Source organism: Pseudomonas sp. LBUM1676, from assembly GCF_059695605.1.
On the sequence record NZ_CP166777.1, the window covers coordinates 5,431,400 to 5,455,002 of the forward strand.

A 23,603-nucleotide genomic window follows, 5' to 3' on the forward strand; every position below is an offset into this window, starting at 1 on the left:
GCTGGCTCCCACAGTGATTGTGTTTAGATGTTTACGACGTTGACGAAACGCGAAGCGGCGGTTTCGTCGATTTTGAGGCTGGTGAAGTCGAACAGGTTACGGTCCGCCAGTTGCGACGGGATCACGTTCTGCAAGCTGCGGAAAATGCTTTCGGTGCGGCCCGGGGTCTTGCGCTCCCACTCCTGGAGCATGTCCTTGACCACCTGACGTTGCAGGTTTTCCTGGGAGCCACAGAGGTTGCACGGGATGATCGGGAATTGCTTGAAGTCGGAGTAGGCCTGGATGTCTTTTTCGTTGCAGTAGGCCAGCGGGCGGATCACCACGTTGCGACCGTCGTCGGCCCGCAGCTTCGGCGGCATGGCCTTGAGCGATCCGTTGAAGAACATGTTCAGGAAGAAGGTCTCGACGATATCGTCGCGGTGATGACCGAGGGCCATCTTGGTCGCGCCAATTTCGTCGGCAAAGGTATAGAGCGTGCCGCGACGCAGGCGCGAGCACAGCGAGCAGGTGGTCTTGCCTTCCGGGATCAGCTCCTTGACCACCGAGTAGGTGTCTTTCTCGACGATGTGGTACTCGATACCCAGCGTCTTCAGGTAGGCCGGCAGTACATGCTCCGGAAAGCCCGGCTGCTTCTGGTCCATGTTCACGGCCACGATCTCGAACCTGATCGGCGCCACCTTCTGCAAGTGCATCAGCACGTCGAGCATGGTGTAGCTGTCCTTGCCACCGGACAGGCAGACCATGACCTTGTCGCCGTCTTCAATCATGTTGAAATCGGCGACAGCCTCACCGGCCTGGCGGCGAAGGCGCTTTTGCAGTTTGTTCTGGTTGACCGTGAGAGTGCCCATGACGCGAAATCCGTGAGGTGTGACGAAAGGCCGGCATTTTACGCAAAAACGCCCCCGGGGCGAAGTGCCCACCATCCCCTGTGGGATCAATGGATTCGGTGACAGTCCCAGAGGCGATTAACAAGGGTGTTTACAGCGCGATTTGCTCTAACGCCCTGCAACCTGCGCCAGTAACTCCTTTCTATACTGCGACATAAGGTCGCACACATATCCAGACCTTTCCCTTACTCGGCCACCTTGGCCTGTAGGCGCTCCACTGGGGGGCGACGGTAAAACAAGAGGAGTGACTGGCATGATCCATCACGTAGTGGGGCTATTCACCCACCCTGACCAAGAATGGAAAGAAATTCGTGGCGATCAGGAGGAAAGCATCAGCCACATGTACCTGACCCACACGCTGATTCTGGCCGCGATCCCGGCGGTGTCGGCGTTTATCGGTACTACGCAGGTCGGCTGGGTCATCGGCAATCGAGCGCCGGTGATGCTGACGACAGAGAGTGCGCTATGGATGACGATCATGTCGTACCTGGCGATGCTCGGTGGCGTCGCGGTGATGGGCGCGTTCATCCACTGGATGGCCCGCACCTATGATGCCAACCCGAGCCTGGCCCGCTGCGTCGCGTTTGCGACCTATACCGCGACTCCCCTGTTCATAGGCGGTCTGGCGGCGCTGTACCCACACATGTGGCTGGGAATGATCGTCGGCACCGCGGCCATCTGTTACACGGTGTACCTGTTATATGTCGGTTTACCGACGTTCATGAACATTCCATCGGACGAGGGATTCCTGTTTTCGAGTTCGGTGCTCGCCGTCGGTCTGGTGGTGCTGGTAGCCATCATGGCGTTCACCGTGATTGTCTGGGGACTCGGCGTGGGGCCGGTCTACACCAATTAACGATGCTGTTTACCTAAAACAAGATCTGCCAACACAGGCCGCCATCAGGCGGCCTTTTAACGCGTTCTGGATGGTGGGCGGTGGTGACCACTCGGCACTTCGACGATTCGCAAGTCCCGAGGGTTGCGGCATACTCGACGTCTCTGGAGATCCATCAAGCATGCCCGAGCAACTCAATAGCCGCGTCGAAGACTGTTTCCAACAAGCTGAATCCTTTTTCAAACGACCTTTCAAACGCCCCGTGGTGAGCTTCAAGCTGCGCGGTCAAAAAGCCGGTGTCGCGCACTTGCACGAGAACATGCTGCGCTTCAATCCGCAGCTGTACCGGGAAAACGCCGAAGATTTCCTCAAGCAGACCGTGGCTCATGAGGTCGCGCACCTGATCGCCCATCAGTTGTTCGGCGACCGCATCCAGCCCCATGGCGAAGAATGGCAACTGATCATGCGCGGCGTGTACGAACTGCCGCCTGATCGCTGCCACACCTACGACGTCAAACGCCGCAGCGTGACCCGTTACATCTACAAATGCCCTTGTGCCGACAGTGATTTCCCGTTTTCGGCGCAGCGCCATGGGCTGGTGCGGCAAGGGCGGCGGTATTTGTGTCGGCGCTGTCGGAGCACGTTGGTGTTCAGTGGGGAGATGCGGGTCGAGTAGTGAGATGTGTGGTGCATGTGCCGGCCACTTCGCGAGCAGGCTCGCTCCCACAGAGGTTCGTCGGTGTGACATAGGGACAATGTGGGAGCGAGCCTGCTCGCGAAGGCGTCCTGATAGGCACTACATAATAACTCTGGCACGCCGCAACGCTTCGATCCGCTCAGCGCTATACCCCAACTCTCCCAACACCTGATCGGTATGCTCACCCAGCGCCGCACCGATGTGTCGCGGTTCGGGCAACCCGTCTGAAAACTTCAACGGACAGGCCATCTGCGGTTGCGTTGAGCCATCGTTGCGGGGCACTTCAGTGACCAATTGCCGCGATCGCAACTGAGGATGCCGAACCGCTTCGCCCAGGTTCAATACCGGCTCGACACAGGCATCGAGCTCGGCAAACAGCGCGCACAATTCGGCAAAGTCGTGTTTCTCGAACTCGGTCTTGAGCGCTTCCTTGAGTTTTTTCCGCTGTGCCGGTTCCGGCGACAGTCCCAAGGTTGCCAGTTCCTCCAGCCCCAGCGCGGTACACAGTTGTTTCATGAAGGGCGGTTCCAGGCTGCCCACCGATAACCAGCGACCGTCGCGGGAACGGTAATAGTCGTAGAAGCTGCCGCCATTGAGCATCTGGTCCTCCCAGTGCGGCTGCGCGCCACAGGCCAGGTAGCCGGCGCCGGCCATGGCGTTCAGACTGAACACGCAATCGGTCATGCTCACATCAAGCTGTTGTCCCAACCCGGTTTGCTGGCGAGCGATGACCGCCGCCAGCAGCCCTATCACCCCGTGCAAGGAACCACCGGCGACATCCGCGACTTGCATGCCCATGGGCAACGGTCCGCTGTCGGCGCGGCCGGTGTAACTGGCCAGACCTGCCAGTGCCAGGTAATTGATGTCATGGCCCGCCCGGTCCTTGTAAGGGCCGGTCTGACCGTAACCGGTAATCGAGACGTAGATCAGCTTTGGATTGATCGCCTTCAAGGCTTCATAACCCAGGCCCAGACGTTCCATCACCCCGGGGCGGAACTGCTCCAGCACGATGTCGTAGTCCTGCAGCAGTTGCTTGATCACCTCCAGCGCTTCAGGTTGTTTGAGGTCCAGCGCCAGGCTGCGCTTGTTGCGATTGAGGTAGGCGTGGCTGGCCGATACACCCTGATCATGGGGCGGCAGTACCCGCAACAGGTCCATGCGCTCCGGCGATTCGATGCGCAACACCTCGGCGCCCATGTCCGCCAGCAATAACGAGGCAAACGGCCCCGGCAACAATGTCGAGAAATCCAGAACCTTGAGTGATGCCAGGGGACCGAGCATGGGTTTTCTCCGTAAACGATACCCCCAGACTAGGCAGCCAATGGCGTTGCAGCAATCACCTTTTGCGTCAGTTACAGTGACCGTTGCGCTCAAATCGCACATGACAAAAAACCCGCCGAAGCGGGTTTTCTGTTGCAGCCTGTCAAGCTGTGAAGCGAGGGTTACTTGACGCTGTTCGGGGTTGGGCCTTCGGCCACGCCCAGGTCATCTTCTTCACGCTCGTCAGCGATACCGCGACCGCCGGAAGCCAGTTCGGCTTGCATCACATCGACGTCCAGCTCCTTGACCCACTTGGCCACTACCAGGGTAGCAACGGCATTACCCACCAGGTTGGTCAGGGCGCGGGCTTCGGACATGAAACGGTCGATGCCGAGGATCAGCGCCAGGCCGGCAACCGGCAGATGGCCGACCGCAGACAGGGTCGCAGCCAGCACGATGAAGCCACTACCGGTCACGCCCGCAGCGCCTTTGGAGGACAGCAGCAACACCACCAGCAGCGTAATCTGGTGAGAGATGTCCATGTGGGTGTCGGTGGCCTGAGCAATAAACACGGCCGCCATGGTCAGGTAGATCGCAGTACCGTCGAGGTTGAACGAGTAACCGGTCGGGATCACCAGGCCTACGACGGACTTCTGCGCGCCCAGGCGTTCCATCTTGATCAGCATGCGTGGCAGTACCGACTCCGAGGAGGAAGTACCCAGCACGATCAGCAGCTCTTCACGGATATAACGAATCACTTTCAGCACGCTGAAGCCGTGAGCGCGAGCGATACCGCCCAGCACCACCAGAACGAACAGCAGGCAAGTGATGTAGAAGCAGGCCATCAACTGACCCAACTGCACCAGCGAGCCCACACCGTAGGCACCGATGGTGAACGCCATGGCACCGAAGGCACCGATTGGCGCGAGCTTCATGATCATGTTGATGATGTTGAACATCACGTGGGCGAAGCGATCGATGAAGTCCAGGATCGGCCGGCCGTAGGCACCCAGGCGATGCAGGGCGAAACCGAAGATCACCGAGAACATCAGCACTTGCAGGATGTCACCTGTGGCGAACGCGCCGACGATGGTGGACGGGATGACATTCAGGAGGAAGCCAACCACGCTTTGATCGGCACCGGCGGCTACATACTGAGCGACTTTGGAGGCATCCAGCGTGGTGACGTCGATGTGCATGCCGGCACCGGGCTGCACGATATTGACCACCACCAGACCGACCAGCAATGCGATGGTCGAAACGATTTCGAAGTACAGCAACGCGTAACCGCCGGTCTTGCCGACCGACTTCATGTTCTGCATGCCGGCGATACCGCTGACAACGGTGCAGAAGATGATGGGCGCGATGATCATTTTGATCAGTTTGATGAACCCGTCACCCAGCGGCTTGAGGGCCACACCGGTCTGCGGGTAGAAGTGACCAAGCAGGATGCCGATGGCGATTGCAACGATCACCTGGAAATACAGGGATTTGTACAGTGGCTGACGAGTCGTCATTGCAAAGTTCCTCAAGAGCGTCCCGCGACAACATCCATCTGTTGTCGACGACACCTCATTTGCGAACCCTCCTGCACTGGAGGGATTTGTTTTGTCGAGCTGCGCAACGGCAGGCATCTGCTCGTTGTATCGCAAGGCGCGTGCCACCTTCGGCGAAATCCCCGCGAGCCTTTTGACATCAAGGGTTACAGGATTTTCCGGGCCGTTGAACAGTGACCTTCGCGTGGCGGAATCCCGCCAATCAGCCAAAACGCGTCCTGCAATTTGGCGGATATCCGCCTTGTTGGTCTGCGGCGGCTCCGGCTACCATTCGCTGCTCAATAGACGGACCTGCCCCATGCGCGAACGCACCATCGCCAGTCATTTCGCCCGCGCCGCCCTGGGGGGTGCGCGGCGGCGTGGATACGACTATTCGACCCTGTTGCAGCAGTTGGGTATCAGCCCCGAATTGCTCGATGAGCCGCGTGCGCGCCTCGCGCCCGAACAGTTCACCCGGTTAATTCAGGAACTGTGGCTGGCACTGGATGACGAGTACCTGGGTTTCGGGCCGGCCCCGAGCAAACCAGGCAGCTTCGCGATGATGTGTCATGCGGTGATTCATTGCCGCAACCTGGAAAGAGCACTCAATCGCGGCCTCTTGTTTTATAGATTATTCCCCGGTGCTCCGCGCCTGAACCTGACCCGCGAAGACGAATGGGTGCGCCTGACCCTGGATGATTCGCAGCTGTGGGACCCGGACCATTTTCTCAGCGAAAGCCTGCTGGTGATCTGGCACCGGCTCGGCAGCTGGATGATCGGCCAGCGCATTCGCCTCGAGCAGGCAACCTTCAGCTATCCAAGACCCGAACACGGTGCGGAATACGATTTGCTGTTTTCCTGCCCGCTGCAGTTCAAGACAATACAGAGCAGCCTGGTGTTTCACAGCCGCTACCTGAGCATGCCGCTGTTGCAGGACGAACGAACCCTCAAGCATTTCCTCGAGCGGTCCCCCGCCGACCTGCTGTCGCGCCCGGATGACGGCGACAGCCTGAGCAGCCAGCTACGCCGTTTGCTCAGCCGCGACAGTTCATGCTGGCCAGACCTGGAAACGGTGGCCGCACACCTGCACATCAGCCCGCAGACGCTACGACGGCACTTGCGTGAAGAGGGTTCGAGCTTTCAGGAACTCAAGGACCAGTTGCGCCGGGACATTGCGATTTATCACTTGGGGCGAGCGGATCTGTCGCTGCAACAGATTGCCGAGCAGCTGGGGTTTTCCGAGCCTTCGGCGTTTCATCGGGCGTTCAAGAAATGGACGGGGTTGACGCCTGGGGCTTACCGCGCGCAGGAGAATTGAGGGCAAGCTTATGATTTTGTGGTGGTTGGGCGGGCCTCTTCGCGAGCAGGCTCGCTCCCACAGGAAATCTCGGATAAACACAAATTGGCGCTCACACCGGACCACTGTGGGAGCGAGCCTGCTCGCGAATATGCCCGAAAGCACACCGAAAACCCAATCAAACAACCGGAAACTGAACCCGGAACGCCGCCCCACCCAAGGGTGAATCATCCAGAGTCAGCTTCGCGCCATAGCTTTCGATGATGTCCTTGACCACCGCCAGGCCAATGCCCTGCCCCGGATGCTGGCGGTCAAGACGTTCGCCGCGCTGCAGAATCCGCGCGCGCTGATCCGGCGGCACGCCGGGGCCGTCGTCCTCCACGCATAACTCGATATCATCGGCAGTCTCGCGCACACTAATGCGCACTTCGCCCAGACACAGGCGGTAGGCGTTCTCCAGCAGATTGCCCATCATCTCCAGCAAGGCGCCCTGCTCGATCGGCACATGACAGCGCTCCGGCAAATCGATGGTCACCCGCACCTGCTTGTCGCGATAGACCTTGTCCAAGGTGTCGCAAAGGCTTTGCAAGACCGGGCGCAAGCGCACCTGATGGCGCACCAGACCGCTTTTGCGCAGGCTGGCGCGCTGCAGCTGGTAACCGATCTGCTGGCTCATGCGCTCGATCTGGGTTTGCAGGACCCAGGCCTGATCGCGATCCTCCGGCCGCCGGGCCATGTCCTCGCTGACACCTTGCAGCACTGTCAGCGGGGTTTTCAGACTGTGGGCCAGATCATCCAGGGAATCACGATAGCGGCGGCGCTGGTCGCGCTCGCTGTGCAGCAAGCGGTTCAGGGAGCCGGTCAGACGCAGCAGTTCGCTGGGGTGTTGTTCGCTGAGGCTTTCGCGGGTGCCACTTTCGATCTCGTCCAGTTCCTGACTCAACCGGCGCAACGCCTGCAAGCCCCAGGTCAGACCGGCCCACAGCAACGCCAGCAACACCAGCAGGGCCGCGCCGAAGCCCAGATAGAGGTTTTCCCGCAGGCCTTCAAGGGTGATTTCGTACTCGCGCAGCGGTTGCAGCGCGACGAAGCTGAACGCCGCGCTTTTGCCGCCGAGCAGTTTGACCTCAACGTCATAGACGAAGAATTCCTGGCCATTATCCTCGCGAATCCTCGCGAACTCGTTACCGTGTCCGTCGTAACGGGGTTTGTAGTTGATGTTCTCTTCGAGGGTGTCTTTCGAGCGCCAGACCAGGCGACCTTCGCGGTTGTAGATGTAACCGAGCAAACGGCCGTCGGCCAGGTTGAAACGTTCATCAGGCAGTTGTGCCGGCATTTGCAAGCGGTTGTTCTCTACCCGTGCGGCGGAGATCAAGGTAGTGACGTCCGACGCCAGGCGCTGCTCGATGGCATCCTGCAGCGCCAGGCTGAACGCGCCCTGCATCGCCGGCAGCAATGCCAGCATGAACAATACCGCCAGGATCGTGGCGGCGAGCATCAGCCGAATGCGAAGAGAACGGATCAAGTGCAGCGCTCATTGAACAGATAACCGAGCCCACGCACGGTTTCGATTGGCTTGAAGCCCGCGGGTCCCTCCAGCTTTCGGCGCAGACGGCCGACCAGCACTTCGATCACGTTCGGATCGCGCTCGTCGTCATCGGGGTAAAGCTGCTCCATCAGGCGGTCCTTGGGCACCACCTGCTGGTGATGGCGCATCAGGTACTCGAGAATCCGGTACTCATACGCGGTCAGCGCCAGCGGTTGTTTGTCGAGGGACGCCTGCTTGCGATTGAGGTCGAGCAGCAGCGGCCCGGCCACAATCGTTGACTGGGTAAAACCGCTGGAGCGACGCAGCAAGGCGTTGAGCCGCGCCTCCAGCTCTTCGAACTGGAACGGCTTGACCACATAGTCGTCCGCCCCGGCCGCCAGGCCTTCGACCTTGTCCTGCCAATTGCCGCGTGCGGTGAGAATCAGTATCGGAAAGGTCTTGCCCTGCGAGCGCAGCTGACGGATCAGGTCCAGCCCGTCCATGCCCGGCAACCCGAGATCGATGACCGCCAGATCATGGTTGAACTGCCCGGTCTGATACAGCGCTTCGGTGGCGTTGGCCACGGACTCGACCACATGGCCGCTATCCGTCAGGCGGGTTTGCAGGTGATGGCGCAACAGCGCTTCATCTTCGACGACCAGCAGTTTCATAACGCCCTCCCGGGCAAATCAACATCTTGAGACATGAACGACGCACCTCGATAACTGACAGGGCGACGCCGGATCAGCCTCCTGGGTTGATCCGGTGCCGGCCTGTCGCGAACGCTTGTCAGAAAGCGTAATTAGCGGAGATGTACGCCTGGGAACTGCTGTTCATGCCCAGCGAACCCTGTTTGCTGCCGCTGTGGTCGCGCATCTCGGTGCTGGCATTGGTGCGCAGGTAACGGTAACCCAGTTCAACCGACGTGTTTTGCGAAACCTGTTGCAAAACGCCCCCCTGCGCACCATAGGTGTAACCGACGTTGGTGTCGCGGCTGAAGCCTGTCGATTCCTGACTCACTTTGGTCAACCCCGCCGAGACGCCGCCGAACAGCTTGGTGCTGCCACCGCCCGGGTAGAACAGATCGTAGCTGCCCAGCACGTTTTCCTGACGCAGTTTAATGCCATTGTGCGACCCCGACACATTGTCGTAAGTGGCGTAGTAGCGGCCCTGGTTGTTTTGCCGGCCCAAGCGCACGCCCCAGGTATTATCCTTGTCGATCACGCCGTTGGCGTTCGGGCGGTCGAGGTTATCGCTCAAGGCGCGGGACTTTTTGACCTTGTCGCTGGTCTGTCCATAAGTAAGACCGGTGAACATGTCGTCGGAGGCGAATGCTGCCGTGCTCGCGCCCATTACGGTGAATGCCAGAAGCAGTTTTTTGAATCCAGTCATGGGTGAAACTCCTCGTGAGTTACGTGTTGTTTGGCTACGGGGCAAGATTACTGACCCCACCCTGAACTCTCCCTGAACACGCGCTTAACCTGAGCTGAACCAGACTCACCCAACTGTTCAATGACTTTCTTGCAGGAGTTCCGATCATGCGTATGCTCATCGCTCTCTTCTTGCTGGCCGTCAGCGGGCTGACCCAAGCCGCCATCAAGACCCAGGAAATCCCTTATCAAAGTACCGACGGCACCCGGCTGATCGGTTATTACGCCTACGACGACGCCATCAAGGGTCAACGCCCGGGCGTGGTCGTGGTGCATGAATGGTGGGGGCTTAACGAATACACCAAGCGTCGCGCACGGGATCTGGCCGGCCTGGGTTATAGCGCCCTGGCCATCGACATGTATGGCGATGGCAAGAACACCGACCATCCGAAGGACGCCATGGCCTTCATGCAGGCGGCATCGAAAGACAGTGCGGCGTCCAGCGCACGCTTCCAGGCCGGTCTCGACCTGTTGAAGAAACAGCCACAAACCGATCCGGCCAAAATGGCGGCCATCGGTTATTGCTTCGGTGGCGGGGTGGTGTTGAACGCGGCACGTCAGGGCTTGCCACTGGCGGGCGTGGTGAGTTTCCACGGCGCGTTGGCGACCAAGACACCGGCAACGCCCGGCAGCGTCAAGGCGAAAATCCTCGTCGAGCATGGCGCTCTGGACAGTATGATCACCCAGGATAACGTGGCGGCGTTCAAGGCCGAGATGGACAAGGCCGGTGCCGACTATCAATTCGTCACGCTTGAAGGCGCCAAGCATGGGTTCAGCAACCCCGAGGCGGATCGTCTCGGCCATACCGGTCACGGCGGGCCGGACATCGGCTACAGCAAGGAAGCGGATGAAAAATCCTGGGCGGACATGCAGGCGTTCTTCAAGAAGATCTTTGGTTGATCAGGTAGACCGCGGCGCTGCCGTTCGCGAGCAAGCCCGCTCCCACATTGGATCTTTGCCACACCGAGGATCCTGTGGGAGCGAGCCTGCTCGCGAATGGCCTCCCCGCAATCTCAACCTTGGCACTACCCAGCACCCAGGCAACCCGGCAAAATGCCCGACATGAATTGCGCCCCCGCCCTACCCGCCTGCTGCACCCCGCTCGATGCCCATTGGCCGCTGCCCTTGGTGCTGCCCGATACGGTCCTGTTGGGCACCCACTTCGATACCGCGCAACTGGCCAGCGATGACTTTCAACGCTGCGCGATCGAGCCCCCGGCCAGCATCCAGCGCTCGGTCGCTAAGCGCCAGGCAGAGTTTCTCGCCGGACGGGTCTGCGCTCGAGCGGCATTGCAAGCCCTGGAAGGCCTGAGTTTTACCCCGCCCATTGGTGAGGACCGGGCACCGGTGTGGCCGTCACACATCACCGGTTCGATCACCCACAGCAGCGGACGGGCCGCGGCGATTGTTGCGAAGAAAGCCCACTGGCGCGGGCTGGGCATGGATCTGGAAAACCTGCTCGCTCCTGACCGGGCCGAACGCCTGGCCGGGGAAATCCTCACCGCGCCGGAGTTGCAGCGCATGAGTGCAGGCTGTCGGGATCAGCTGGCACTGCTGGTGACGTTGACGTTTTCGGTGAAGGAAAGCCTGTTCAAGGCGCTGTATCCGATCGTGCAGCAGCGGTTCTATTTTGAACATGCTGAAGTGCTGGAGTGGAGCGAAAGCGGTGAGGTACGGCTGCGATTGCTGATGGATTTGTCCAGTGAATGGTGTAGCGGGACCGAGCTGGATGCGCAGTTTGCGGTGATGGATGGGCAGTTGTTGAGTCTGGTCAGTATCAAGGCCTGAATATTTTCAGGGTCTTACAGGGCCTCTTCGCGAGCAGGCTCGCGAAGAGGCCCTCAAAAGCAACAAAGATCTCAACGCTTCTCCTGATTGCGCGGCCAACTCAAGCTGAAACAAGCCCCACCCAGACTCTTGCTCTTGCTGATCAGCGCACGCCCGCCATGCCAATGGATGATCCGTCGCACGATGGACAACCCCAACCCATGCCCGCCCGAGGCACGGGTGCGGCTGTCATCCAGGCGCAGGAACGGAGTGAAAATCTTCTCCCACGACGTTTCCGGCACGCCCGGCCCGTCATCCTCGACATCCACCCGACAGCGCTGCTGCCCCACCTGATAGCTGACGGTCACCTGCGATTGAGCGTGGCGCATGGCGTTGCTCACCAGATTCTGCAACGCCCGGTGCAAGTAGCGTGGCTCGGCCTCGACCCAGGCGTTGTCGCAATCGGCTGCCGACAGGCACAGACCGCGCCGCACCGTGACTTCAGCGCGCAGCGGTGCCAGCTCCTCGATCACCTGATTGACCAAGGCATCCAGATCGACTCGCTGGAAATTCAACGCTGGCGAGCCCTGCTCCAGCCGTGCATAGGTCAACATCTCGTCCACCAGTCGATCGAGATCCTCGATGTCGCGGTCCATGCCCTCGCAGTATTTTTCCAACGCTTGTGCGGTAGTGGCCGAACCGATCATTTCCAGGCCAAAGCGCAGGCGTGCCACCGGTGTGCGCAACTCATGGGACACGGCACGCACCAGTTCGCGCTGAATCGCCAGCAATTGCTGCAAGTGCTCGGCCATGCCGTTGAACGCCGAGGCCAGGCGCCCCACCGAGTCCGCGCCGCGTGCCGGCACCCGGGTTTCCAGGCTGCCCTTGGCGATGCGCGTGGCCGCGGCTTCCAGGCCTCGCAAGCGGCGCTCCAACTGGCGCACCAATAAATAGACGATCAAACCGATCAGGCTCAAACCCAGGGCCGCGATCAGCACCAGCCATTGCGGCGGATAAGGATTCATCTGATACAGCGGGCCGATCTCCAATACCCAGGGCGTGCCGACCATGCCGGCAAACACGCGGATCGAGTCGCCGCCCTTGCCCAGGGCCATTACCGTATCGCCTTCGGACACCCGGCGGCTCTGGTCTTCGTCCATGTCGGCCTGATCGACCGTGACCAGCTGCAGATCAAAGCCGAAGCCCTTCTCTTTCTTTAATTGCGCCAGGCGCCTGGGCTGCTCGGCCACCGGGACGCGCACCAGTTCATCCGCCAGCAGGTAAATGGTCGCGCGCGCCAATTGCTCGCTGATCTGCTGCACCTCGCCTGTCAGCACCAACTGCTCCTTGTCGCTGACCAGGCGGTAAACCTTCGCCGCGTGCGGACCGGTCTGCTCCACCAGAGCCTGACCGCGCAGCACACGGGTGCGTTGCGTGAGGTCGAGGCCGGTCTGATCGAAGGTCTTCAGCGCCAGGGGAATCCCCAGCAGTCGCTCCCACACCAGCAGGGCTCGGTGGCGCTCGGTCTGGTTCATCGGTTGCAGGTTGTCGGCCATCAGCGAAAACGTGCCATGGGCCAGGCGTTCACGGTATTGCTCGCTGCGCACCTCGTTGAGCATGTGCAACGCCAGTACGCCCAGTACCGCCACAAGAATCAACGCCGCGCACATGCCACCATAGATGCGCAGGAAGATCGAATTCACAGGGTGCAGGCCTCTGGGACGAACAAATAGCCTTTGCTGCGGATGGTCTTGATCAGCCGCGGGTGCTCCGGGTCGTCGCCAATCTTGGGGCGGATACGCGAGATGCGCACATCGATGGAGCGATCCTGGCCGTCATAGCCGATGCCACGCAACGCGGTGAATATTTCCTCCCGGGACAGAATGCGCCCGGCGTTGGCCACCAGCAGCCACAGCAGGTCGAACTCGGCGCTGGTCAGCTCGATGCCTTTGTCATTGAGCCAGGCTTCGCGCAAGGCATTGTCCACCACCAGCGGACCGAACTGCAGGCGCCGGAGCTTTTCCGGGGTTGCTTCGGGCACTTCACTGCGCCGCAGCAATGCCTGGATGCGCGCCAGCAGCAAGCGTGGGCGCACCGGTTTGCAGACATAATCGTCGGCGCCCAGGTCCAGGCCCAGAATTTGATCGGTATCGTCGCTGCGGGCCGTGAGCATCAGGATCGGGCCATCAAAACGATCGCGGACCTTGCGGCAGATGCTCAGGCCATCCTCGCCAGGCAACATCAAGTCCAGAATGACCAGATCCGGTTTCTCATTGATGATGCGCGCCGCAGCCAAGGCGCCGTTGCCTTCGATCGACACACGCAGACCGTTGGCCTCCAGGTATTCGCGGGTCAATTCGGCCAGACGCTGGTCGTCCTCCACAATCAATACCTGCCAGGCTTCTTGCTCCACGGTGACCTCTGCTTGCCAACAACTCGAAATAAGGAGGAACCACCCGTCTTTTTGTAATGATCAGGGCGGATAAAAATGCGTCTGCACTGGCCGATGGTATAAACGCCGCTCGCCGAGAACACAAGCTGGTAAATGCGTTCGGACAAGCCGGTTTTTTGTGATAGGGTTCGCGCCCTTAAAAATCCAAACGACTGTTTTCAATCATTGAAAATCGATCCAAAACGGTCCGCTCCAGCAGCGTCGCGGCTTACACGCTCGATGCGCCTTTCACACACAATTTACGCACAGGTTTATCCACAGGCAGTACGTTGCAACACCCCTAGAAACGCATTATCTTGTAGCACTGCGCGAAAAAAACCCTACATGTAGGGTTTTTGCTAAAAAGCCCAACCACATTTCAGACCAGAAACTCAAGCGCTTTATTGCCTGTTAATGGTTGAACCAAGCATGATTTTACAAGCCCAAACCGCACTAGCGGATGGCACCGTTTTTTCAGGCCAGAACGGCCAGAACGGTACGGGTGTTGCAGTCATTACTGTCACCCTGAAAGGAATCCGGTTTTGAGCCCAGGCTCGCAGCCAAAGACTTCGGCAAGGAAGCGGCACCATTAGCCTTTTTTCCTACTGTCCCGAAGTTGTTATGCCCGACGCCTGTCGGTTGTAGTGCTTCAGGACAGAACGGTGGGCACCGTGATGGTGCCCAAACAAACATAGAGAATGTGGAGACAACCCCCCATGCAAACCGACACAACTCGCGAGAACCCGCAGGGTACCTTGCCGCAGGCCGCTGATTCGACTTCGGATCTGTCCGCCACCGCGCCTGGTCAGCTGCGCGTGATCAAGCGTAACGGCACTGTCGTTCCTTATACCGATGACAAGATCACCGTCGCTATCACCAAAGCGTTCCTCGCAGTTGAGGGCGGTACCGCTGCCGCCTCGTCACGAATCCACGACACCGTTGCCCGCCTGACCGAACAAGTCACCGCGACCTTCAAGCGTCGCATGCCTTCGGGCGGCACCATCCACATCGAAGAAATCCAGGACCAGGTCGAACTGGCCCTGATGCGTGCCGGCGAGCAGAAAGTGGCGCGCGACTACGTGATCTACCGTGATGGTCGTTCGAAAGAACGCGCTGCCCACGCACCGGCCGAAGAAGCAGTCAACGCTCACCCGTCGATCCGCATCACCCGCGCCGATGGCACCTTTGCGCCCCTGGACATGGGCCGCCTGAACACCATCGTCACCGAAGCGTGCGAAGGCCTGGAAGAAGTCGACGGCGACCTGATCCAGCGCGAAACCCTGAAAAACCTGTATGACGGCGTGGCCCTGACCGACGTCAACACCGCCCTGGTGATGACCGCCCGTACCCTGGTTGAACGCGAACCGAACTACTCGTTCGTGACCGCGCGCCTGCTGATGGACACCCTGCGTGCCGAAGGCCTGAACTTCCTGGAAGTCGCCGAGAGCGCGACCCACCATGAAATGGTCGACCTGTACGCCAAGGCGCTTCCAGCCTATATCGCCAAGGGTATCGAATTCGAATTGCTGAACCCGGTCCTGGCCACCTTCGACCTGGAAAAACTCGGCAAGGCGATCAACCACGAGCGCGATCAGCAGTTCACGTACTTGGGCCTGCAAACCCTGTACGACCGTTACTTCATCCACAAGGACGGTATCCGTTTCGAACTGCCGCAAATTTTCTTCATGCGCGTGGCCATGGGCCTGGCGATCGAAGAGCAGAACAAAGAAGACCGTGCGATCGAGTTCTACAACCTGTTGTCGTCCTTCGACTACATGTCCTCGACCCCGACCCTGTTCAACGCTGGCACCCTGCGTCCACAGCTGTCGAGCTGCTACCTGACCACCGTGCCGGACGACCTGTCGGGCATTTACCACGCGATTCACGACAACGCCATGTTGTCCAAATTCGCCGGTGGCCTGGGCAACGACTGGACCCCGGTGCGTGCATTGGGCTCGTACATCAAGGGCACCAACGGCAAATCCCAGGGCGTCGTGCCGTTCCTGAAAGTGGTGAACGACACCGCCGTTGCCGTCAACCAGGGTGGCAAGCGCAAAGGCGCTGTCTGTGCCTACCTGGAAACCTGGCACATGGACATCGAAGAGTTCATCGAACTCCGTAAGAACACCGGTGACGATCGTCGTCGTACCCACGACATGAACACCGCCAACTGGATCCCTGACCTGTTCATGAAGCGCGTCTTCGATGACGGTCAGTGGACCCTGTTCTCGCCATCCGAAGTGCCGGACCTGCACGACCTGACCGGCAAGGCCTTCGAAGAGCGCTACGAGTACTACGAAGCCCTGTCCCAGTACCCGGGCAAGATCAAGCTGTTCAAGACCATCCAGGCCAAAGACCTGTGGCGCAAAATGCTGTCCATGCTGTTTGAAACCGGCCACCCATGGCTGACCTTCAAAGACCCGTGCAACCTGCGCAGCCCGCAGCAGCACGTCGGCGTGGTCCACAGCTCGAACCTGTGCACCGAGATCACCTTGAACACCAACAAGGACGAAATCGCCGTTTGCAACCTGGGCTCGATCAACCTGCCGAACCACATCGTCAACGGCAAGCTGGACACCACCAAGCTGCAACGCACCGTGAACACCGCCGTGCGCATGCTCGATAACGTGATCGACATCAACTACTACTCGGTGCCGCAAGCGAAGAACTCCAACTTCAGGCACCGTCCGGTCGGCCTGGGCATCATGGGCTTCCAGGACGCGCTGTACCTGCAGCACATTCCTTACGGTTCCGACGCTGCCGTCGAGTTCGCCGACAAGTCGATGGAAGCGGTCAGCTACTACGCGATCCAGGCTTCCTGCGACCTCGCCGATGAGCGCGGCGCCTACGAGACGTTCCAGGGTTCGCTGTGGTCCAAGGGCATCCTGCCATTGGACTCGCAACAGATCCTGATCGAGCAACGTGGCCAGCAGTACATCGATGTCGACCTGAACGAATCCCTGGACTGGGCACCGGTTCGCGCCCGTGTGCAGAAAGGCATTCGTAACTCCAACATCATGGCCATCGCACCGACCGCCACCATCGCCAACATCACTGGCGTGTCGCAGTCGATCGAACCGACCTACCAGAACCTTTATGTGAAATCGAACCTGTCGGGCGAATTCACCGTGATCAACCCGTACCTGGTTCGCGACCTGAAGGCTCGCGGTCTGTGGGACTCGGTCATGATCAACGACCTGAAGTACTACGACGGTTCGGTGCAACAGATCGAGCGCATCCCGCAAGAGCTCAAAGCGCTCTACGCGACGGCTTTCGAAGTGGACACCAAGTGGATCGTCGACGCGGCAAGCCGTCGTCAGAAGTGGATCGACCAGGCTCAGTCGCTGAACCTGTACATCGCTGGCGCTTCGGGCAAGAAGCTGGACGTGACCTACCGCATGGCCTGGTACCGTGGCCTGAAAACCACGTACTACCTCCGTGCCCTGGCCGCAACCAGCACCGAGAAGTCGACCATCAACACCGGTAAGTTGAACGCTGTTTCCAGCGGCGGCAACCACGGTGACGATTCGGTCCTGGCAGCCCCTGCCGGTCCTGCTCCAGTGCCGAAGGCTTGCGCCATCGACGAGCCGGATTGCGAAGCTTGCCAATAAGCTGAGCCGGTAGGCGCCGAAAAGCGCTTTACCTGAAACCCCCGATGAGCCTCTGGCTTATCGGGGGTTTTCTTTTGCCCGACACAAAATCCCGGTGACAAAAAAGCCCCTCTTCCGAGGGGCTCTTTGTAAAACGCTATCCGCCAGCCAACTTCACGCCATCTGAATAATGGTCTGCATGATGGTGCTCTGGGTGGAGATGGTCTTGGCATTCGCCTGGTAGTTGCTCTGACCCTTGATCAAGTCGACCAGTTCGTTAGTCAGGTTGACGTTGGACTCTTCCAGAGAGTTGGATTCGATCATGCCCAGGGTCCCGCTTTGCGGCGCATCGAAGCCTGGAATGCCCGACGAATCGGTTTCTTTCCAGCTGGAGCCGCCTACAGGCTGCAAACCTTGCTCATTGGTGAAGCTGGCGAGCGAGATCTGACCGATAGCCTTGGTCTGGTAGTTGCTGAAGTTGGCCAGCAACACACCGCCGCGGTCGATGGTCAGGCTGGTGATCTGGCCGGTGGCGTAACCATTCTGCGCAGGAATCGAACGCGCGGTATCGGCGTTGAACTGCGTCGTGCTGCCCATGGAGATGGTCAAGCCCTCCGGGCTGGCGGCGGCGCCGTTAGGCTTCCAGACGCCGGCGGTCACAGTGCCCGGAGTCCAGCCGGTGATCTTCAGATCGTTGCCGAGAGTCGCGGTGGGTGGAGTGGTCGGCGGCGTCACCGGAGTGCTGACCGAAACCAGCTTGCCGCTCGAATCGAACGTCATGGTCGAAGGGATCGCAGGGTTGGCAAGGACAGCAGGGGTTCCGGGGATGGCTGGGGTACCAGGGGTAGCAGGAACAGCAGGGGTGCCAAGGTCACCAGGGATAGCAGGATTAGGAGGGATGGCAGGGCTGCCAGCAGTAGCAGGAACAGCAGGGATCTCAGGGGTAGCAGGGATAGCAACGACAGCAGGGTCGGTACCATCCGGGTTGCGGCCATCGATCAGGGTGTAGGTGTCCCACGTATTGGGGCCCGTCTTGACCATGTATTGATCCATGACGTGCTGGTTACCCTGGCTGTCGAAAACCGGGGTGCTGAATTGCTTGGTGAAGGTGGCTTGCTTGGACGGATCGAACCTGTTGGCGGCAATCGACTGATCGATCACGTCAGCGGTGGAGTTCAGGTTGATCGTCGACGACACGGTGGTGGTAGTTTTCGGTGCCAGGTTCGACGTATCGATGCGCAGGTCGGTCAACACACCGTTCTGAATCTTGCCGTTGGCATCCACACCGTAGCCCTGCAGACGCGCAGAGCCGTCGGTGTTGGTAACGTAGCCTTCCTTGTCGACCTTGAACGTACCGGCACGGGTGTAGGACAGCGAACCGCTGTCATTCAGTACGAAAAAGCCGGAACCGTTGATGCCCATGTCCAACACGTTGCCGGTGTTGTTGATGTCGCCTTGGGTGAACTGTTGGGCAACGTTGGCCAGGCGCACACCGCTACCGACGGCCTTGCTGCCGGTCCCCAGCTTGCTCGCCGAGTAAACGTCCTGGAATTCGGCACGGGACGATTTGAAACCGGTGGTGGCGACGTTGGCGATGTTGTTGCCGGTCACGTCCAGTTGTTTGTTGGCTGCATAGAGACCGCTAAGGCCGATATTGAAAGACATATTCCACTCCGTTGTGCCGTGTTAGTCGGCTCTACATACCAATGGTTTGTACTTTGGACAGGGCGACGCTGCCCAACCCGGCCAGGTTGAGCATCAACTCACCGCCGGTCTGGCTGATGGTCACGCTGTTAACGGTGGCCGGCAGATGGGTGATCAGCGCTACAGCCTTGTCATCGATGGTGGTCGAAGCGGCGAAGGTGTAAGTGCCCGACTCAACCGTTTTGCCGGCATCGTCCTTGCCGTCCCAGATGAAGCTGGCGTTGCCGGCTGCCTGGCTGCCCAGGTCGATGGTGCGAACGGCCTTGCCGTCCTTGTCAGTGATCTTCAAGGTGGCGCCGGCCACTGAATCCGGGATCACCACCGTACCGGTCATGCTCTTGGAGGTGTCGACCACGGCTTTGTCGCCCGGTGCGACGACCGAACGTCCCACCAGCGAGGAAGCCTGCAATGCCTGGGACGAGTTGTAGTTGCCGGCAATGCCCGTCACGGTGTCGTTGAGCGTGGTGATCCCCTCCAGGCTACTGAACTGCGCCAACTGGGCGACGAACTCGCCGTTGTCCTGCGGCTCCAGCGGGTTCTGGTTTTTCAGCTGGGTGACCAGCAACTGCAGGAACGCATCCTTGCCCAGGGCTTTTTTGCCGGTGGCGCTGCCCGTTGCCGAGGCCAGGCCGTCGGCATTGGTGTTGGTCTTGATCGAGGAGTTGGCCAGGATGTCGTTTAGGTTCAGACCACTGGTGGTATCGATAACACTCATCTGAGTCGTCCCTTATCACTGACCGAGGGTCAGAACCTTCTGCATCATGGTTTTGGCGGTGTTCATCATTTCGGCGTTGGTCTGGAACGAACGGCTCGCGGAAATCATGTCAGCCATCTCTTCCACCACGTTGACATTGGGGTAGTAGACGTAGCCCTTGGCGTCGGCGGCCGGGTGGTTGGGCTCGTAACGTGCGTCCAGATTGCTCTGGTCTTCGACCACGCCCAGCACTTGCACGCCTTGGCCGGCCGCGCCCTGGTCCTGGAACAGCGAATCGCTGCCGCCACTCTGGCTGCCCTGGAGCATGGTGGCGAACACCGGGTGACGCGCGCGATAGGTCTGGTCGATGCTCGACGAGACCGTCTCGGCGTTGGCGATGTTACTGGCGACGGTGTTCAAGCGAGTGGTCTGGGCACTCATGCCGCTACCGGCAATGTTGAAAACGCTGGCGAGGGACATGAATCATTCTCCACGAAGGGCTGAGATCAACCCTTTGAACTTGCTGTTGAGCAGGGTGAAACTGGCCTGGAAGTTGACCGAGTTTTGCGCATAGGCCGATTGCTCAAGCTGAGCGTCCACGGTGTTCTGGTCGATCGACGCTTGCATCGGCGTGCGATACAGCAGCGACTCGTCGCCATCGCCCAGGCCTTCGGCTTCGATATGCCGGCTGCTGGTCATATTCAAGGCGAAATGACCGCCCTTGGTCTTTTCGTTCTGCTCGGCGAGCACCTTCGAGAAGTCCAGATCCCGAGCCTTGTAGTTCGGGGTGTCGGCGTTGGCGATGTTGTTGGCCAGGACTTCGGCGCGCTTGGCGCGAAAGCCCAAGGCCTGTTCGTGGATACCGAGCGCTTTATCGAAGCTGATGCTCATGTCGGGAAACCTTCGGGTGACCTGATTTTTCGTACAATGGACATAGCAAGCGTCATGCCAAATTCAGAAATGCCCGTAAACCGGGGCTTTAGGGGCGGGGGCAAGCCGGCAATGCCAGAAAAGCGGCAACCGGTTTCCGCTGGCTGCCGCTTTTCTGCCGCTTCACACGGTCTGGAGAATACCGCCTGACCCTGTGGGAGCGAGCTTGCTCGCGATGGCGTCGTGTCAGTCAACATCTTCGTCGCCTGACACTCCGCTATCGCGAGCAAGCTCGCTCCCACAGGGGATGGGTGGTGGGTTTGAGGAATGAGCAGGCAAAAAAACGGGAGCCCCTAGGACTCCCTTTTTTTTGCTACCGCCCCATCACTTAGCCTGGTAAATAATCCCCGGACTGCACTGGACCATCTGGTAATGATCCGGCAAACCGTTCAGCGCTTCGGACGCGCCGAGGAACAGATAACCACCGCGCTTCAACGTCCCGTGAATCCGCAACAGGATGTCTTTCTTCACCTCGGCGGAGAAGTAAATCAACACGTTGCGGCAGAACACGATGTCGAACTTGCCGAGGGCCGCGTAGCTGTCCAGCAGGTTGAACGAGCGGAACTCCACCCGACTCTTGATCGGCGCCTTGATGGCCCAGCGTCCCGGTCCCTTGGGATCGAAATAACGCTGCAGGCGCTCCGGCGACAGGCCGCGGCCAATGGCCAAGCTGTCGTACTCGCCCGTCTTGCAGTTGTTCAGCATGGTCCCGGACAGGTCGGTGGCAACAATTTGCACGCCCATCTTCAACTGGCCCAGGTTGACCCGCTCGAACTCATCGATGGACATCGACAGCGAATAGGGTTCCTGGCCCGACGAGCACGCCGCCGACCAGATCCGCAGGCGCTGGCCGGGGGCAGCCTTGATCGCTTCGGGCAGCACCTTGTTCTTCAAGACTTCAAACGGATAGGTGTCACGAAACCACAGGGTTTCGTTGGTCGTCATGGCATCCACCACCATTTCACGCAGGCCACTGCGCGGCTGGGTCTGGATGCGCTGCACCAGTTCACCCAAGGACTTGATGCCTTGCTGTTCCATCAGTTTGTTGAGACGGCTCGAGACCAGGTACTGCTTGTTTTCACCGAGCAAAATGCCACAGGCTTTTTCCAGGAAGACCCGGAACTGTTCAAAATCCAAATTACCCGTAGACAAAGATGCCGCCTCTTAAATCGTGTAAACCGCCAGGGGCAAAACGCCCCTAGCTGATATCTGCTGCCTTGATCCGGTCGACCACCCGGGAGGCCAGGTCATCAGGACGGAATTTGGCCAGGAAGTCATCGGCACCGACTTTCTTGACCATCGCCTGATTGAACACACCTGACAACGAAGTATGCAGGATGATATGAAGCTTTTGCATGCGCGGGTCGTTGCGGATCTCGGCCGTCAGCGTGTACCCGTCCATTTCCGGCATCTCGATGTCGGAAATCATCATCAGGAACTCTTCTTCCGGCTTCTTGCCCTCGTCGACCAGCTTGCGCAGGTAGTCCAGCGCCTGCCGACCGTCGTTCAACGCGACCACTTCGACACCGACCGTTTGCAGGCAACGCGAGACCTGCTTGCGCGCCACCGACGAGTCATCGACTGTCAGCACGCGTAAGGACAACGCCTTGTGCTGGGTCTCGACATCCACCACGCCGACGGAAATCGCTTCCGGCGTCGGCGCCACTTCCGCCAGCACTTTCTCGACGTCGATGATTTCCACCAACTGATTGTCGACCCGGGTCACCGCCGTCAGGTAATGATCGCGTCCCGTGCCCTTGGGCGGCGGATGGATCTCCTCCCAGTTCATGTTGACGATGCGTTCCACCGAGCGCACCAGGAAACCCTGGGTCTTGGTGTTGTACTCCGTGATGATCACGAAGGGATTGCTTTGATCTTTCAGCCGACCGGAACCGGTCGCCATCGCCAGATCGAGAATCGGAATAGTCGCCCCACGAATACTCGCCACTCCGCACACGACAGGATTGGATTTGGGCATCAGGGTCAGCTTGGGGCATTGCAGCACCTCACGAACCTTGAATACGTTGATTCCATACAGCTGCTGGCCGTCGAGACGGAACAACAACAGCTCAAGGCGATTCTGCCCTACCAGTTGCGTGCGCTGGTTTACCGAATCCATTACACCAGCCATGCCCAGACTCCTACACCAACGCTAAGTGTGTTGCGACGCACATTCATCACTAAACGGCACGGCGCTTGCTTTTTAACTCTTATGAACACAGACCCGACATTTTTCCGACGCCTGACATCACCATACCGCAGAGTGCTCTGTGCGATGTCGGCCGTGTGCTTGTTCACCGCCGGCAGCCCTGCCCTTGCTGACGCAGTTACCTTGCCTGACATGCTTATCGGCGTGACCCAGGGCTTTCTTGAATTCACCGTAGAAGACTATCTGGCGACCAGTCAAACCGAAGGCCGTTACGAGATCCAGGTCAATCAGCTCGATCCGCGCCTGCGCATGCCGATGTGCGACAAGGAATTGACAGCGACCCTCGAGAGCCCGGCCAGGCCGCTCGGTCGGGTAACGGTCAAGGTGCGCTGCGAGGGCAGTTCGCCCTGGACGGTCTTCGTACCCGCTCAAGTGCGCCTGTTTCGCGACATTGTGGCCACCACCCGGCCCCTGCGCCGCGCCGATATCGTCGAGCCGCAAGACGTGACTTTGCGTGAGCGGGACATTAGCCTGATCAATCAGGGTTACCTGACCTCGCTCGACCAGGCCATCGGGCAAAAACTGACCCGACCAATGGTCGCCGACCAGGTCATCACCCTGGTGCATATGGAACAGGCTGAAGTCATCAGCAAAGGCGACCAGGTAGTGATAACTGCCCGCAGTGGTACGCTCAGCGTGCGCATGCCGGGTGAAGCCCTGTCCAATGGTGGCTTGCGTGAACAGATTCGAGTGAAAAACCTCAACTCCCAGCGGGTCATCAAGGCGCAGGTTGTCGCGCCAGGCCAGGTGGAAGTGGCCATGTAGGGCTCTGGTTAGTGAAGATGTGGCGCACCACTCGACTGTTACCT

General features: G+C 59.5%; 21 protein-coding genes. 7 read left to right on the plus strand and 14 right to left on the minus strand.

Going from position 1 to position 23,603, the window contains the following annotated elements; translation table 11 throughout:
- Window positions 1–23: 23 nt before the first annotated feature.
- Complete coding sequence (ttcA, locus tag ACA041_RS25115; protein ID WP_497438307.1) at window positions 24–848, minus strand: tRNA 2-thiocytidine(32) synthetase TtcA; 825 nt, start codon at window positions 846–848, stop codon at window positions 24–26.
- 292 nt (window positions 849–1,140) lie between these two features.
- On the opposite strand from ttcA, the gene ACA041_RS25120 reads away from it, so the two are divergent.
- A complete protein-coding gene (locus ACA041_RS25120) occupies window positions 1,141–1,743 on the plus strand; it encodes a Yip1 family protein (RefSeq protein ID WP_017340184.1) in 603 nt (200 codons plus the stop codon).
- Between the two features lie 160 nt (window positions 1,744–1,903).
- Window positions 1,904–2,398, plus strand: coding sequence for a SprT family zinc-dependent metalloprotease (locus ACA041_RS25125; protein WP_497438308.1), 495 nt, complete (start codon window positions 1,904–1,906; stop codon window positions 2,396–2,398).
- A gap of 120 nt (window positions 2,399–2,518) precedes the next feature.
- Here ACA041_RS25125 and ACA041_RS25130 read toward each other — a convergent pair whose 3' ends face one another.
- The gene (locus tag ACA041_RS25130) at window positions 2,519–3,700 is read right to left on the minus strand and encodes a CaiB/BaiF CoA transferase family protein (RefSeq protein ID WP_497438309.1); all 1,182 of its coding nucleotides are present in this window, start codon (window positions 3,698–3,700) and stop codon (window positions 2,519–2,521) included.
- Window positions 3,701–3,861: 161 nt separating this feature from the next.
- The gene (locus ACA041_RS25135) at window positions 3,862–5,196 is read right to left on the minus strand and encodes a dicarboxylate/amino acid:cation symporter (RefSeq protein WP_497438310.1); all 1,335 of its coding nucleotides are present in this window, start codon (window positions 5,194–5,196) and stop codon (window positions 3,862–3,864) included.
- A 337-nt stretch (window positions 5,197–5,533) separates the two neighbouring features.
- Here ACA041_RS25135 and ACA041_RS25140 point away from each other — a divergent pair, with 337 nt between their 5' ends.
- Window positions 5,534–6,532, plus strand: coding sequence for an AraC family transcriptional regulator (locus ACA041_RS25140; RefSeq protein ID WP_497438311.1), 999 nt, complete (start codon window positions 5,534–5,536; stop codon window positions 6,530–6,532).
- A 157-nt stretch (window positions 6,533–6,689) separates the two neighbouring features.
- On the opposite strand, the gene ACA041_RS25145 is transcribed toward ACA041_RS25140, so the two are convergent.
- The 3 genes from ACA041_RS25145 to ACA041_RS25155 all read right to left on the minus strand — a co-directional run bounded on the left by ACA041_RS25145 (window position 6,690) and on the right by ACA041_RS25155 (window position 9,431).
- Entirely contained in the window at window positions 6,690–8,036 is a 1,347-nt protein-coding gene (locus ACA041_RS25145; protein WP_497438312.1) for an ATP-binding protein, read from the minus strand.
- Window positions 8,033–8,710, minus strand: coding sequence for a response regulator (locus tag ACA041_RS25150; protein ID WP_497438313.1), 678 nt, complete (start codon window positions 8,708–8,710; stop codon window positions 8,033–8,035). Before ACA041_RS25150 ends, ACA041_RS25145 begins: the two co-directional genes overlap by 4 nt.
- A 118-nt stretch (window positions 8,711–8,828) precedes the next feature.
- Entirely contained in the window at window positions 8,829–9,431 is a 603-nt protein-coding gene (locus ACA041_RS25155; RefSeq protein ID WP_497438314.1) for a hypothetical protein, read from the minus strand.
- 146 nt (window positions 9,432–9,577) lie between these two features.
- On the opposite strand from ACA041_RS25155, the gene ACA041_RS25160 reads away from it, so the two are divergent.
- Window positions 9,578–10,369 carry a dienelactone hydrolase family protein gene (locus tag ACA041_RS25160; protein ID WP_497438315.1) on the plus strand — a complete coding sequence of 264 codons (792 nt, stop codon included), beginning with the start codon at window positions 9,578–9,580 and terminating at the stop codon, window positions 10,367–10,369.
- Window positions 10,370–10,531: 162 nt separating this feature from the next.
- Window positions 10,532–11,257: a 4'-phosphopantetheinyl transferase family protein gene (locus tag ACA041_RS25165; protein ID WP_497442167.1), complete on the plus strand. Its 726-nt coding sequence runs from the start codon at window positions 10,532–10,534 to the stop codon at window positions 11,255–11,257.
- Between the two features lie 71 nt (window positions 11,258–11,328).
- Here ACA041_RS25165 and ACA041_RS25170 read toward each other — a convergent pair whose 3' ends face one another.
- Window positions 11,329–12,939, minus strand: a complete 1,611-nt coding sequence (locus ACA041_RS25170) for an ATP-binding protein (RefSeq protein ID WP_497438316.1) — start codon at window positions 12,937–12,939, stop codon at window positions 11,329–11,331.
- Complete coding sequence (locus ACA041_RS25175; RefSeq protein WP_497438317.1) at window positions 12,936–13,649, minus strand: response regulator; 714 nt, start codon at window positions 13,647–13,649, stop codon at window positions 12,936–12,938. The genes ACA041_RS25170 and ACA041_RS25175 overlap by 4 nt, the downstream gene beginning before the upstream one ends.
- Before the next feature lie 734 nt (window positions 13,650–14,383).
- Between ACA041_RS25175 and ACA041_RS25180 the strand changes: the two genes are divergently transcribed.
- On the plus strand, window positions 14,384–17,278 hold the full coding sequence (locus ACA041_RS25180) for a ribonucleoside-diphosphate reductase subunit alpha (protein WP_497438318.1): 2,895 nt from the start codon (window positions 14,384–14,386) through the stop codon (window positions 17,276–17,278).
- 153 nt (window positions 17,279–17,431) lie between these two features.
- On the opposite strand, the gene ACA041_RS25185 is transcribed toward ACA041_RS25180, so the two are convergent.
- The 6 genes from ACA041_RS25185 to ACA041_RS25210 all read right to left on the minus strand — a co-directional run bounded on the left by ACA041_RS25185 (window position 17,432) and on the right by ACA041_RS25210 (window position 22,716).
- Window positions 17,432–18,922, minus strand: coding sequence for a flagellar hook protein FlgE (locus ACA041_RS25185; protein WP_497438319.1), 1,491 nt, complete (start codon window positions 18,920–18,922; stop codon window positions 17,432–17,434).
- A 31-nt stretch (window positions 18,923–18,953) separates the two neighbouring features.
- Window positions 18,954–19,676, minus strand: a complete 723-nt coding sequence (gene flgD / locus ACA041_RS25190) for a flagellar hook assembly protein FlgD (protein ID WP_497438320.1) — start codon at window positions 19,674–19,676, stop codon at window positions 18,954–18,956.
- A 15-nt stretch (window positions 19,677–19,691) separates the two neighbouring features.
- Window positions 19,692–20,135 carry a flagellar basal body rod protein FlgC gene (gene flgC, locus ACA041_RS25195; RefSeq protein WP_497438321.1) on the minus strand — a complete coding sequence of 148 codons (444 nt, stop codon included), beginning with the start codon at window positions 20,133–20,135 and terminating at the stop codon, window positions 19,692–19,694.
- Window positions 20,136–20,138: 3 nt separating this feature from the next.
- The gene (gene flgB, locus ACA041_RS25200; protein WP_497438322.1) at window positions 20,139–20,546 is read right to left on the minus strand and encodes a flagellar basal body rod protein FlgB; all 408 of its coding nucleotides are present in this window, start codon (window positions 20,544–20,546) and stop codon (window positions 20,139–20,141) included.
- 363 nt (window positions 20,547–20,909) lie between these two features.
- Window positions 20,910–21,737, minus strand: a complete 828-nt coding sequence (gene cheR / locus ACA041_RS25205; RefSeq protein ID WP_497438323.1) for a protein-glutamate O-methyltransferase CheR — start codon at window positions 21,735–21,737, stop codon at window positions 20,910–20,912.
- A gap of 46 nt (window positions 21,738–21,783) precedes the next feature.
- The gene (locus ACA041_RS25210) at window positions 21,784–22,716 is read right to left on the minus strand and encodes a chemotaxis protein CheV (RefSeq protein WP_497438324.1); all 933 of its coding nucleotides are present in this window, start codon (window positions 22,714–22,716) and stop codon (window positions 21,784–21,786) included.
- An 81-nt stretch (window positions 22,717–22,797) separates the two neighbouring features.
- Between ACA041_RS25210 and flgA the strand changes: the two genes are divergently transcribed.
- Window positions 22,798–23,559, plus strand: coding sequence for a flagellar basal body P-ring formation chaperone FlgA (gene flgA, locus ACA041_RS25215; protein ID WP_497438325.1), 762 nt, complete (start codon window positions 22,798–22,800; stop codon window positions 23,557–23,559).
- Window positions 23,560–23,603 lie beyond the last annotated feature (44 nt).

What these genes read in the sequence shown, in the direction of transcription:
- flgC (WP_497438321.1), bottom strand. Translation starts at nt 20,135, where the DNA reads ATGTCCCTCGCCAGCGTTTTCAACATTGCCGGTAGCGGCATGAGTGCC.
- ACA041_RS25150 (WP_497438313.1), bottom strand. Translation starts at nt 8,710, where the DNA reads ATGAAACTGCTGGTCGTCGAAGATGAAGCGCTGTTGCGCCATCACCTG.
- flgA (WP_497438325.1), top strand. Translation starts at nt 22,798, where the DNA reads ATGAACACAGACCCGACATTTTTCCGACGCCTGACATCACCATACCGC.
- ACA041_RS25160 (WP_497438315.1), top strand. Translation starts at nt 9,578, where the DNA reads ATGCGTATGCTCATCGCTCTCTTCTTGCTGGCCGTCAGCGGGCTGACC.
- ACA041_RS25135 (WP_497438310.1), bottom strand. Translation starts at nt 5,196, where the DNA reads ATGACGACTCGTCAGCCACTGTACAAATCCCTGTATTTCCAGGTGATC.
- ACA041_RS25155 (WP_497438314.1), bottom strand. Translation starts at nt 9,431, where the DNA reads ATGACTGGATTCAAAAAACTGCTTCTGGCATTCACCGTAATGGGCGCG.
- ACA041_RS25185 (WP_497438319.1), bottom strand. Translation starts at nt 18,922, where the DNA reads ATGTCTTTCAATATCGGCCTTAGCGGTCTCTATGCAGCCAACAAACAA.
- ACA041_RS25210 (WP_497438324.1), bottom strand. Translation starts at nt 22,716, where the DNA reads ATGGCTGGTGTAATGGATTCGGTAAACCAGCGCACGCAACTGGTAGGG.
- flgD (WP_497438320.1), bottom strand. Translation starts at nt 19,676, where the DNA reads ATGAGTGTTATCGATACCACCAGTGGTCTGAACCTAAACGACATCCTG.
- ACA041_RS25120 (WP_017340184.1), top strand. Translation starts at nt 1,141, where the DNA reads ATGATCCATCACGTAGTGGGGCTATTCACCCACCCTGACCAAGAATGG.
- ttcA (WP_497438307.1), bottom strand. Translation starts at nt 848, where the DNA reads ATGGGCACTCTCACGGTCAACCAGAACAAACTGCAAAAGCGCCTTCGC.
- ACA041_RS25130 (WP_497438309.1), bottom strand. Translation starts at nt 3,700, where the DNA reads ATGCTCGGTCCCCTGGCATCACTCAAGGTTCTGGATTTCTCGACATTG.
- ACA041_RS25140 (WP_497438311.1), top strand. Translation starts at nt 5,534, where the DNA reads ATGCGCGAACGCACCATCGCCAGTCATTTCGCCCGCGCCGCCCTGGGG.
- ACA041_RS25180 (WP_497438318.1), top strand. Translation starts at nt 14,384, where the DNA reads ATGCAAACCGACACAACTCGCGAGAACCCGCAGGGTACCTTGCCGCAG.
- ACA041_RS25125 (WP_497438308.1), top strand. Translation starts at nt 1,904, where the DNA reads ATGCCCGAGCAACTCAATAGCCGCGTCGAAGACTGTTTCCAACAAGCT.
- ACA041_RS25165 (WP_497442167.1), top strand. Translation starts at nt 10,532, where the DNA reads ATGAATTGCGCCCCCGCCCTACCCGCCTGCTGCACCCCGCTCGATGCC.
- flgB (WP_497438322.1), bottom strand. Translation starts at nt 20,546, where the DNA reads ATGAGCATCAGCTTCGATAAAGCGCTCGGTATCCACGAACAGGCCTTG.